Below are 11,908 nucleotides of genomic sequence, written 5' to 3'. Positions count from 1 at the left end.
CTATAACCTCCATGACTTTTTAATTGTAGTGTGTTCAAAGGGAGGGAAATTAGTCAATTTTAAAACGTTACTTCAATCAGGAGTCGAACCTTCTTCTTTTTCGGAATAATTCTTAACCTTTATACCATAATAAGACAATAAAAGAAAAAAGAGGTTACTGTAATGTTTTTTAAAGAATCTACAACAATCTCTAAAAATTCAAACGAAAATCTAGAGAAGTTAAAAGCTGTTCTTTCTAACTGCGAAGATCTAAAAATCTTTCCGTGGCAATATGGGCCGGATTTAATATATACCGCTTTCTCGGTTTATTTCGAGACATTGGTTCAAGAGAAAAGTGTAAATTATATGAAAGAATCCATGCAGGACTTGGTACCACATGAAGTTGGTCCAGCAACGATGATTAAACCGAGAGATGTCATAAAATTTTTCAGTCAACATGGAATATCTGGTCAAAACGCTGTTCTAGTGGATAGCTTTGACCAAGCTGTGGACAACATTTTACAAGGACACATTGTGATCTTTTTTGATGGTTGGAACAAAGTGTTGTCTTATGCGCAAGCGAGTCAAATTAACTCACGACAAGTCACAGAACCTGTCACTGAATCCGTAGTACAAGGCCCCCGTGAAGGAACCGTTGAAGACCTGCAAAGAAATATCGGGTTGCTTCGAACACGATTACAGAACCCTCATTTTAAAATTGAGAAAATTAGAGCAGGAGGAGCTACTAAAACCGAGATCGCCTTTGGTTATTTAGAGGGAAAGGTTAACGCGGAAATGTTAGCTGAATTTAAAAACAGGATCGAAGTTGCTAAAAAAGGAGACGTTTTAGAAACAGCATATATTGAGGAGTTAATTGAAGATTCAACTTATTCACCATTTCCCCAATATCGGTCTACTGAACGACCTGATGTAGCTGTTTCTGGTTTATTAGAAGGGAAAATAATTGTAATGGTACAAGGGACCGGAACAATATTAATTTGCCCCGGATTATTAACGGAATTCTTCCAAGCAAGTGAAGACTATTATCATCGTGTCGTGTTTTCATCATGTATTCGTCTGTTAAGAATTGCTGCCTTTTTTATCGCTCTATCATTACCGAGTATTTATGTTGCTTTAACCACTTTTCATCCTGAACTCATACCAACTAACCTTCTAATGGCCATTCTGGATACTCGAGAAGGGCTTCCTTTTCCGGCGTTTGTTGAAGCAATCATAATGATTTTTTTCTTTGAATTACTCCGAGAAGCCGGCATTCGATTGCCAAGGCCAGTTGGTTCGGCGGTAAGTATTGTTGGAGCATTAATAGTTGGTGATGCAGCCATTACTGCCAACATCGCTTCTCCTATTATTGTTATTTTAGTCGCATTAACTGGAATTGCTTCATTTTCTATACCTCACTACAGCATCTCTATCAGTTTACGGATTCTCCAATTCCCTTTAATGGTGTTAGCTGCTGTATTGGGGGGATTTGGGATTATGATCGGTTACCTGCTCATTATGTTACATATAACACAGTTAAGGTCATTAGGACAGCCATACTTTAGTCCACTAACTCCATTCAGACCGAGGCTGTTACTCGATGTATTAATTCGTGCACCAATTAAAACATTGTGGAAGTCCCCACGAGTACGTGGAATGCGTAAAAATTAAATCACCTAAGAAAGTATGGTAGACAATGAATTCAATCGCCATGAAAGCTTTGCCTATTATGTTTTTATTACTATCTTTAACAGGGTGTTGGGACAGTAGGGAGTTAACGGAATTTGGATTTATCATGGGGATTAGTTTAGACCAAACAGAAGAAGGCAGTATTGAAATAAACGCTCAATCCTATTCACCGACAGAAACGACAGGAGGAATGGGCGGCGGGGAAAAACAAGCCTATACAAATATAAAAGCGATAAATGAAAGTGTCTTTGACGGAGTTCGTGACATAAATCGATATTTAGGACGTTTACCCCGTTGGAGTCATATGCGTGTCATATTAATTGGAGAAGAGTTTGCAAAGGAACACGATATTGGGGAGATTCTTGACTTTTTTAATCGTAATGAAGATGTTCGCCTCACTACCTTGGTTATTGTTACTAATGGAAAAGCTGCTGACTATTTGACAATAAAGCCATTTATTGAAAAAACAGTAAGTCAGCAATTGCAAACTATTATCGAAAGTTCTACCAAATATGCAGGTAAGACAATTAAAGCAAGCATGTTAGATATAGATTTGCAATTAAAAAGTAAAGCGAAAACGGCTTTAATCCCGTATTTTAAAATAAAGGAAGATCAACAAAAAGCTCCCTATAGCAGCGGGGTGGCAATTATTAGTAAAGGGAAAATGGCAGAACTCCTAGAACCGAGTGACGTTCAAGAAGTTCTTATGTTAATGAATAAATTTAAAAGCGGGATAATTGAGTTTCCTTGTTTGGATGAAGGGAGTCAAGATTCTTCGAAAATGGAAGCGTTAGAAACTTCCTTTATTAAAACAAAAATAACTCCCAAATTCACCATGAAACCACCCACTATTCACATATTGACTAAAATAGAAGGAACGATTGGTGAACTAAGTTGTACTACTATAACCAATGTTGGCGAAGAAAAAAAATTAGAAGATCATATTAAAAAAATAATAGAAGAGAAGATCGAATCAGTGATTGAACGTATGCAGGAAGAGAAAGTGGATCTGTTGGGAATTGGGAATAAACTTTATCAACAAGACCCTGCCTTATGGAAAAAATGGGAAAAGGATTGGGATGACATTTTTGCTGACATCCAATTTATCATTGATGTTGAAGTGAATGTAAGAAGTACAGGCATGCCTATTGGCGAAAAAGTAACGGGGGAATAGACATTGTTTGAGAAAACTGTTTTTCTTGTTATCGTGTGCTTAGGTATTTTGTTTTGCGACGCTCCAAAATTAAAGCAATCAAATCGGAGAGATCGAATCGTTTATGGACTATTGGCGCTGCCCATCCTATACCTTAGTGGCGTTTATGTGTTGGATTTAGCATGGCCAAATTTAGATGAACTCGTTCACTTCTTTTTTTCAAAACCTGCCCATAAAATTGTCGAAGCTATCAAGGTACCCATATAAGCTCTAAATGGGATAGGAAAGGAGAGAATAAATTGAAGAAAGTGGAAACGGTAAGTTCTGGACAAATGGCGTGTTTATTTCTCTCTTTTATGCTTGGATCTTCCTATATTAACATCCCACAGCCTTTGACGTTAGCTGCTAATAATGGAGCGTGGCTATCAGTCATTATTGCGAATGGTTATGGATTACTTTTATTGGCATGTATTTTATATTTATATGGTAAAAATCCAAATTGGACTATAATCGATTATAGCAGGAAATTACTTGGAAAATGGATGACGCTATGTATTTGTATTCCGATACTGATCGTGCTTTTTTTAGTTATTTCTTACATTATCATTGATATAGGGGGATTTTTCATTACTACAATGATGACGGAAACACCCGCTTATGTATTTCATGTTCTCATATTGCTGGTAGCCGCGTTAACGGCAAGAGCGGGTATCGAAGTAATGGCCAGAATGTTTATTTTGCTTCTTTGCTATTCAATCTTTTTTGCATTGATAGTAATAATATTGAATTTACCAAATTATCACGTAGGAAATCTCCTACCTGTTTTTCCAGAAGGAATGAAACCGGTTATACATGGTACTTATTCCATACTGGGTTTCCCATATGGTGAAATAGTCCTTTTTTCATTTTTACTTCCATTTGTTAATAAGGAACAGGCCAAGTCATTAAAAAAATATATGTTCTCAGCTCTTTTGATTCAAGGGTTTTTAATCATTACCTCTATTCTTTGCACGATTATGGCTTTAGGACCACTTTCAGGTACATATAAATTTTCACTTTTTGAATTGGCACGTTTGGTTAATATTAAGGAAATTATTACAAGGAATGAGTCTTTCATTGGTATCGCCTTGATTGTTGGTTCCTATATGAAAGCAACCATCATGCTGTTTGTTTTAAAAGTGATCCTATCAAGATTATTAAAATTAAAGGATGAACAGATTATTATCTTTCCTGTTACGTTTATTACCCTCCTTCTCACACTTACCATGTTCAAGTCAGATATGGAGCATTTTGAAGCAACATTTATTATTTGGCCATTAATTGTTACTACCCTTGTCGTTCTCCCTTTTCTTTTTATTACCATCATGGCATTTTTCAGAAAAAAGAAATTAGAAGAGAAGGACGATAGCTTTTAGTTGTAGCGGTATGTTGGTTTCCCAAGGGAAATCAAGTACATTCATTTTTCATCTGTATATGATAAGCAGCCAAGGCTTTTTTAAAGCACTTGGCTGCTTCTTTTTATGCCTAACTTCTAGGAATAACTAGGTATCTTAAATAATATGAATGAGGAGACGGTATCTGTAATTGTTTCTTTTTAATATAGATCACTTTTGCTTACGGTCAGATTCAGATTATAGTTAAGCATCAATAAAGGGATGTGAGAAGCCATTGAGGAATAATTGGATTCCTTCTACTCCTTTAGAACAGATGGCCAATACCGAATACGATGTTTTGATTATTGGCACTGGTGCAGGCGGGGGAGCAGTTACCTGGAGAATATGCGAACAATGGGGGAAAAATGAAAAAAAAGTAGGTGTCGTTGAATCTGGTGATTTTTTGCTCCCAACACAAGCAGCCAATATTCCTACAATGAATAGTGAACGTATGAACAATCTCCATGAGTATGTATCAAAACCATTAGGTAAATATAATCCCGAATTTCAGGGGGCTAAACAAGTTTTTGCTTTTGGTGGAAGAACTTTATTTTGGAATGCGATCACCCCACGGTTGAATCAGTTAGAACTTGGACAATGGCCTGTCACGGTCCAAGAGATGGAATCTTATTATACAATTGCAGAAAGGGTGATGAATGTATCAAGAGAATACACAAAGGGTTCCCAGATCACAGAAATATTGTTGAATAGATTGCAGTGGAAGGGTATAACAGAAGCTGCTCCTGCTCCTATAGCCGCCGAACTTGGTCCTGGAATTTATGGACAGGGGAGTTCAGAGGTATTTTTTGGAGCAATCGATTTCTTTGCAAAAGCATTAAATCACCGTCCATTCGATTTAACTGTAAAAACTCGGGCCGTTCAAGTACTAGTTGAAAGTGGGAAAGTAGTTGGCGTAAAGGTCCTATCTTCAGAAAAAAAACCTTATATTTTAAAAGCAAAGACCGTTGTATTGTCCGCTAGTACATTTGAAACACCTCGATTGCTTCTTCACTCGGGAATTAAAGGGCAAGCCATCGGTCATTATTTAATGAATCATTCTTTTGTGTTAGCCACTGGAACAATAAGCCGTGAGGAGTTTCCGGAACCTTTAGGAACTTTAAGCATTTTAATTCCTTCAACACCTGATAGGCACTATCAAATACAGCTAAGAGGACCAAATGGATATTTTTGGTACCAACCATACCAAACAAAACCTTTTCTAAAGGAACTAGAAATAAACTTTCTTTGTTCTGGTGAGGTTGAACCTAGATTTGAAAATAAAGTTACATTAGATCCCTATAAAACGGATGAATTCGGGGTGCCAGAAGTACACATACATTTTTCCTATAGTGAAAAGGATCAAGCCATCATCCGTGAAATTGCTGGTGCAATTGAACAGATATCTTCTTTTTGTGGTATAAGTATGTATTCGAAATCGGGCCAGCCTTCCATCTGTCTAATGCCGCCGGGTGATCAAAATCATGACTCAGGGACCTGCCGAATGGGTATTGATCCATCAACCTCTGCAGTCAACAAGTATGGGCAAATACATGGTGTGAAGGGACTGTATGTTGCTGATAACAGTGTCATTCCTTCCATCGGTTCGGCAAACCTGACACTGACGACAGTTGCCTTAGCCATTCGAACAGCAGATTATATCATCCATCAGAATCAGGAGCGTGCCTTCACATGATTACATTAACAGCTTTTGGTGATGAAATTTCACCTGATTTGGAAATACAAATGGATACTTTGGCCTCCGAAGGGATTTATTATATTGATTTACGTGGTGTAGGAGGAAAAAATGTTTTACAACTGAATGATGATGAAGTTGCAGAAATAAAAAAACGCCTGGATGCTCGAGGTTTTCGCATTTCCTCCATCGCTTCACCGATCGGGATTATTCCTATAACAGATGATTTTACTCCACAGCTTAATGATATGAGACGGGCCATTTATTTAGCCAAATATTTTGGTACACCCTACATTCGGATTCGCTCTTTTATCATTCCTCAAGGAGAAAATCCTTTAAAGTATAGAGCTGAAGTTTTAAGGCGAATAAAAGATCTGACTCATATCGCTGAACATGAAAGTGTTATCCTTCTTCTTGAGAACGATACGACAATGTATGGGGATACCGGGGAACGCACACTTGATATTCTTCAAAGTATCAACTCCACTAATCTTCGTTTTGCGTTTGATCCGGTTAATTTTTTACGCTCCTCAGTGCTTCCAATGACACATGCCTATCCTCTTGTAGAGCCTTATATTTCTTACATTCATCTGAAGGATGCTCAAATAGATACTGGTAAAGTGGTTCCGCCTGGAGAAGGTGACGCTGAAATTGAAAAATTACTTACTTCAATACAAGAGAAAAAATATTCCGGATTTATATCGATTGAACCAAAGGGTATGCCAGGTATTGCTGATCGGGATTTCTTCTTGGTTGCAGCAAAAGAATTGAAAAGGCTTTTAAATAAAATAGGATTAAAATGGGATAAAAATAATCCCTATCTGGATACTTACAGTAAATTTTCTACTTCATCTGCCATTAAACAGAAACAGGCTTCTTTTCCCCCGGCTTGCCCTCAGGTGATCTCACCGGAAACTGTTGATTCCTGGATTCCACTCACCCCGTTAGAAAAAATGGCGCAAACAGATTATGATGTGTTGATTGTAGGGAGTGGAGCAGGAGGAGGAGCTGCCTTATGGCGGCTTTGTGATCAATGGAGAAATAAAGGAAAACGAGTTGGTATGATTGAAGCAGGAGACCTATTGTTGCCAACACATGTTGAAAATCTCGGATTACTCTCCCGCGAACGTGCATTACAATATATTTCTTCTATAACAAGACCACTTGGGAAAAGACTTCCTGAATTTTCAGGTGCAAAACAAGTTTTTGGCCTAGGGGGCCGGACTATACAGTGGGCAGCAGCTTGTCCTCGAATTCCTTCCTATCTTATTTCACAATGGCCTATCCCACTAAAAGAAATGAATATTTACTACAAAATCGCTGAACAGGTCTTGAATGTGAATAAAACCTTTTCGAAATCGAGTTTACCCACTCGAATCATTCTAAACCGTCTTTGGGCAAATGGATTTTTTAAAGCGACAAGTATTCCTTTTGCTGTCGACATAACACCTACTAAATATGGCGCGATCCATTCCAATGCTGTATTTAGTTCCATCCTATTCCTTGCAGAAGCTTTAAATTACAGACCATTTGATCTTGCTGTCAATGCTCGTGCCGTTCAACTGCTTATTGAAAAAGGAAAAACAGCGGGTGTTAAGGTCGTATCTCCGGATTTGAAATCATACTGGATCAAAGCAAAAACGATTGTTTTGTCGGCAAGTACTTTTGAAACTCCACGCCTGCTTCTTCATTCAGGAATTTCTGGTCCAGCCATTGGCCACTTTCTTATCGATCATTCTGCTTTAGCTGCAAATCCAATAATCAACCGGATGTTGTTACCAGAGGATTTGGGGAGGATTGGTATTTTGATTCCAAATACGAAGGACAATCCTTATCAAATCGAATTTGGCATGCTTGAAAAACCGCTTCAAGATGAGTTAGAGATGATCTTCCATGGTTATGGAAATGTAGAACCACGATTTGAAAACATGATCTTTCTTGATCCCTATGAGAGAGACAAATATGGTGTACCAAAGATCCAGGTTCATTTCAATTTTAGTAATCGGGATCGAGTTGTCATTCAGCATTTGGCAGCAGGAATGGAAAGGGTTCTTACGTCCTTAGGCATCATTGACGGGCAGCCCAAGATTTATCTGCGTGCACCCGGGGATGATAACCATGAATCAGGAACTTGCCGCATGGGTAATGACCCTTACACTTCTGCAGTTAATAAATTCGGTCAAATTCACGGCATTTCAGGACTTTATGTAGCGGATAACAGTATCTTACCGACTTTAGGGGCCAATCCTACACTTACAACAGTTGCCTTGGCCATTCGAACAGCAGATTATATTATTCATCAAAACAAATAAATATGGTTGCTGAAAAGCTTCATGGATGGTTAACTGGTGCTTATAGTAAAGAACCAGCTGCCATTGATGCGGCTTTTCTTATTGAACAAATTTACATTACGATTAATGTAAAAACATCAGGATGTGGTATATTAGGAGGATATACAGGTTATTTATAATGGAAAATAATATAATAGGTTTTAATTCGGAAAGAAAGAGTGATACCTACCTTGAAATACAAAGGAAGAATAGTAACAACCTTAATTAGTATAATTGTTGGAATACCTTATGTTGCTTATAATTATAAAACACTTCAAAGTTCGATTCGGACGTTCATAGATACAACTGTTTTGATTGTAACTACCGTGACACTCTGGTGGCTGGGAAAACAATATGACAAGGCTAAATTTTATTCCGAAAAAGACTATTTAACTGGACTTTACAATAGACGTTTTATTGAGGAGGTTTTCCCAAAACTAATATCATCAGCGAAAAAAATCGAACAACTAAGTATATTAATATTAGATTGTAATGACTTTAAACAAATAAATGATACATATGGTCATAAATATGGAGATCTGGTACTTGAAAATATTTCGATTATACTTTTAAAAAGCACTAGCGTCAGTGACATTATCGCAAGATGGGGAGGAGATGAATTTTTAATCATTTCGCCCTTCTCAGATCAAACTGGAACTGAAGGAATGATCAAGAGGATTGAACAAGGATTGAGAGAACTATCCCAAAATACAGAAAAAAAAATTTCAGTTTCTGCTGGATTTGCTATTTATCCAAATGATGGAAAAGATATGGACAGTCTAATTAAGATTGCTGATAAAAATATGTATAAATTAAAAACCTTAAGTAAAAAAGCTACCCTTAAAAAAATATGAAACAATAAAAAATTATAATTCAATTAATTAGAGCGATTGTTCAATAAGAACAGTCGCTTTTTTACTAACGAGGAGGGTGTTTAATTAGAAATGATAATTATGTGTGAAAAAATGTTCAGATAAACAACGTGGAGTCATTAGTACCGACCATAGCTTTCTACTGTTACAACGAGAGAATGGAAGAATATAACAGTATGTAGAAAGGAGTTCCACATGAAGATGATTGATGAGTACTTCGAAACAGCGATGGAAGCCTGGAGTATGATGCAAAAGACTTCTGTTGATAACCTTGGAGGTTTATCCATTGTTATTCAAGACGGTACATCAATAAAAGTGCGTAGAATGAGCAAAATTGGCTACACAATCCCATTTGATTCACATAAAATAAAGCAAATTTTAGTTTTGGGGTTGGTAATAATGGAACTTCCAAAGAATATGAGCAATAACAGAAAAGATTTCAGCGAGAAAAAAAGTAATAAAATTTTAGGACTGGAAAAAGAGGTTGCATTAGGGCTTTGGATTCAAGTAATAGGTCAGATCATTGAAATTAAAGGTTTATCAGGGCTTTTGCATATTGAGGAAGATGCAAATACAATAGGTGAACAACAAATACTAACTGGTGTTTGGATTAAGACGATTGGACAAATATTAGAGGCTATTTCTGTATCAAGTCAAATAGGAGAAACAGATTTAATTAAACTGCTGCAAGAACAAAAACTCGCCATCACAGGAGATATGCTTGTGTCAATTGGTTCAGCTTATGAAGTAATCGGAGGAATTCATGTACTTGAAGAGGAAACAGACAAAATTCCTCGCATAGTTCCATAACGAAAAAGATCGGACATTTGCAAAAATAGTATCAGTATATCCAAGCTTTAGAGATTAATTGCGATTGTTTTGAGTTTTTTGCACCAGAACCCATTTTTTTCTTCTGTTTTTATATTTGGTTTTCTTTTATACTAGAATGAGCTTAACAATGAGGTAAACTGTATGGAACATACTAAAAACTTGCTCTTACAAGTAATGATTATTTTGATCCCTGTCTTTTTTTATTCTATGTATTTAACCAATCGTCATCAATTCATCGAAACGAAACGTCAAAAATTAATTTTCAGTTTCTTGGCAACGATTACGTTAGTATTGTGCATGTCCTTCCCGATCTATTCGGATGTAAACGAGCGAAATGACCTACGGTTTGTAGCTCTTATGATAGGTATATTTTATGGAGGTGGATACGCAACAGGTATTGTTCTCACGATCATCTTATTGTTGTATCGCTGGTATTTCGGGGGGGCAGGATTTTATTCAACGGTATACGAAGTCCTTTTCTTCTTACCCATGTTTTTTTTAGCATATCCACGTTTCATCCAACAGGATCGAGCAGGTCGAATGAAACTGGCTTGGATGATAACATCGGGGATGTCCTTGATCTTCATCCTCGTGGATTTTCAAGAGATAGATTTTTTTAACCACACACTTCAGGAAATTTTAGCGATATGTGTTGCCACCATCGTAACCGTCTTTTTGATTGAAACCTTAAGGGAAAATGCCCAGTTACACATGGAAGCTCAACAGGCGGAAAAATATAAGATACTCGGAGAATTGGCCAGTTCCTTTGCTCATGAAGTACGAAATCCCATGCAGACCAATCGAGGATTTCTCCAGTTACTTCTACAATCGCCAATTTCAGAGACGTATAAAAGGTATGTTCAAATTTGTATAGAAGAAGTGGATCGAACGAATGACGTCATTACCGAATATCTTTCGCTTGCCAAGCCAGAAGCGGATACGAAAGAGTCCGTCGATGTTTGCCAAAAAATACAAACAGTCGTCAAGATTCTCTACTCCTATGCTTTAGAACGAAAAGTAAGCATTGACGTCCGACTTCCGGAGCAAGAGTGTGCGATATTGGGTCATCCCCCAAAAATGAAACAAGCCTTCCTCAATATCATCAAAAATGGCATCGAAGCGATGCCTCAAGGTGGTGCGGTTTCCATTTGCGTGAAACAGGAGTCACAGCATGTGATGATCCAAATCCAAGATGAGGGAGTGGGGATGAATGAAGACGAAGTGAAACGTCTTGGACAACCATTTTATTCCCTGAAAGAAAAAGGAACCGGCATAGGACTCATGGTGAGCTATCGCATTATCGACTCGCTTCATGGAAAAATCACCGTCCAAAGCCAAAAAGGAAAAGGAACCACGTTTACCATTCGGTTCCCTCTCCATAATTGTAAAAATATCATCGCCATTAACTGACAAACATGAGCGTTAGCTAGCGTGTCGCAAGACTACAATAAATATCCAATATTGTGCATAAGTAAGACAACAAATGATTCCTGGAGAGTTGATGAAACGTATATCAAAGTAAAGGGTCAATGGATGTACTTGTATCGTGCAGTAGATTCCGAAGGAAATACCATTGATTTTTATCTAAGTGAATCAAGAGATAAACAAGCAGCCAAGCGCTTTCTCAAGAAAGCCTTGGCTTTTTCGTATGTTTCCAGACAACGTGTCATAACAGTGGATAAAAACCCAGCTTATCCTGTAGCAATTCAGGAGTTAAAAGAGGAGAAGCGTATGCCTGAAGGGGTACGGAAACGATTCATTAGTGAAAAATGCCCAGGTTTAGGGACGATCCAGAAATTAAGTGAAACTTTTCCATTTCAAATTCTCAGGTAAATATAGCGGAAAATAAAGCATTGTTTGGTATTTAACACACACCTGCAATAGGGGACACGTCATATGATACATTAGCTTTTGAATTTAAAAGTGAT

Annotated in this window: 10 protein-coding genes and 1 pseudogene; all 11 read left to right on the top strand. The window is 37.4% G+C overall.

Annotation, left to right across the window (positions count from 1 at the left end; translation table 11 throughout):
• The first annotated feature begins 162 nt into the window (after window positions 1–162).
• A complete protein-coding gene (locus tag J7E63_RS16135) occupies window positions 163–1,650 on the top strand; it encodes a spore germination protein (RefSeq protein ID WP_215014190.1) in 1,488 nt (495 codons plus the stop codon).
• Window positions 1,651–1,675: 25 nt separating this feature from the next.
• Window positions 1,676–2,842 carry a Ger(x)C family spore germination protein gene (locus J7E63_RS16130; protein ID WP_215014189.1) on the top strand — a complete coding sequence of 389 codons (1,167 nt, stop codon included), beginning with the start codon at window positions 1,676–1,678 and terminating at the stop codon, window positions 2,840–2,842.
• Between the two features lie 3 nt (window positions 2,843–2,845).
• The gene (locus tag J7E63_RS16125; RefSeq protein ID WP_215014187.1) at window positions 2,846–3,088 is read left to right on the top strand and encodes a hypothetical protein; all 243 of its coding nucleotides are present in this window, start codon (window positions 2,846–2,848) and stop codon (window positions 3,086–3,088) included.
• A gap of 41 nt (window positions 3,089–3,129) precedes the next feature.
• Window positions 3,130–4,236, top strand: a complete 1,107-nt coding sequence (locus J7E63_RS16120; protein ID WP_308161967.1) for a GerAB/ArcD/ProY family transporter — start codon at window positions 3,130–3,132, stop codon at window positions 4,234–4,236.
• 253 nt (window positions 4,237–4,489) lie between these two features.
• On the top strand, window positions 4,490–5,947 hold the full coding sequence (locus J7E63_RS16115) for a GMC oxidoreductase (RefSeq protein WP_251033570.1): 1,458 nt from the start codon (window positions 4,490–4,492) through the stop codon (window positions 5,945–5,947).
• Window positions 5,944–8,259 carry a TIM barrel protein gene (locus J7E63_RS29675; RefSeq protein ID WP_251033569.1) on the top strand — a complete coding sequence of 772 codons (2,316 nt, stop codon included), beginning with the start codon at window positions 5,944–5,946 and terminating at the stop codon, window positions 8,257–8,259. Before J7E63_RS16115 ends, J7E63_RS29675 begins: the two co-directional genes overlap by 4 nt.
• A 2-nt stretch (window positions 8,260–8,261) precedes the next feature.
• Entirely contained in the window at window positions 8,262–8,417 is a 156-nt protein-coding gene (locus J7E63_RS16100; RefSeq protein ID WP_215014183.1) for a hypothetical protein, read from the top strand.
• 51 nt (window positions 8,418–8,468) lie between these two features.
• Window positions 8,469–9,131 (top strand): GGDEF domain-containing protein, encoded by a 663-nt coding sequence (locus J7E63_RS16095; RefSeq protein ID WP_215014181.1) that lies wholly within the window; start codon window positions 8,469–8,471, stop codon window positions 9,129–9,131.
• A 213-nt stretch (window positions 9,132–9,344) separates the two neighbouring features.
• Entirely contained in the window at window positions 9,345–9,959 is a 615-nt protein-coding gene (locus tag J7E63_RS16090; RefSeq protein ID WP_215014179.1) for a hypothetical protein, read from the top strand.
• 162 nt (window positions 9,960–10,121) lie between these two features.
• Window positions 10,122–11,390 carry an ATP-binding protein gene (locus J7E63_RS16085; protein ID WP_215014177.1) on the top strand — a complete coding sequence of 423 codons (1,269 nt, stop codon included), beginning with the start codon at window positions 10,122–10,124 and terminating at the stop codon, window positions 11,388–11,390.
• Window positions 11,391–11,453: 63 nt separating this feature from the next.
• Window positions 11,454–11,735 (top strand): annotated as a pseudogene (locus J7E63_RS16080) (IS6 family transposase); the annotation flags it as partial.
• Window positions 11,736–11,908: the final 173 nt, after the last annotated feature.

The sequence above is a fragment of the Bacillus sp. ISL-75 genome (assembly GCF_018613095.1).
The sequence above is the reverse complement of the archived record's forward strand: the minus strand, read 5'-3'. Positions and strand labels throughout refer to the sequence as shown.

What these genes read in the sequence shown, in the direction of transcription:
- J7E63_RS16135 (WP_215014190.1), top strand. Translation starts at nt 163, where the DNA reads ATGTTTTTTAAAGAATCTACAACAATCTCTAAAAATTCAAACGAAAAT.
- J7E63_RS16130 (WP_215014189.1), top strand. Translation starts at nt 1,676, where the DNA reads ATGAATTCAATCGCCATGAAAGCTTTGCCTATTATGTTTTTATTACTA.
- J7E63_RS29675 (WP_251033569.1), top strand. Translation starts at nt 5,944, where the DNA reads ATGATTACATTAACAGCTTTTGGTGATGAAATTTCACCTGATTTGGAA.
- J7E63_RS16100 (WP_215014183.1), top strand. Translation starts at nt 8,262, where the DNA reads ATGGTTGCTGAAAAGCTTCATGGATGGTTAACTGGTGCTTATAGTAAA.
- J7E63_RS16090 (WP_215014179.1), top strand. Translation starts at nt 9,345, where the DNA reads ATGAAGATGATTGATGAGTACTTCGAAACAGCGATGGAAGCCTGGAGT.
- J7E63_RS16085 (WP_215014177.1), top strand. Translation starts at nt 10,122, where the DNA reads ATGGAACATACTAAAAACTTGCTCTTACAAGTAATGATTATTTTGATC.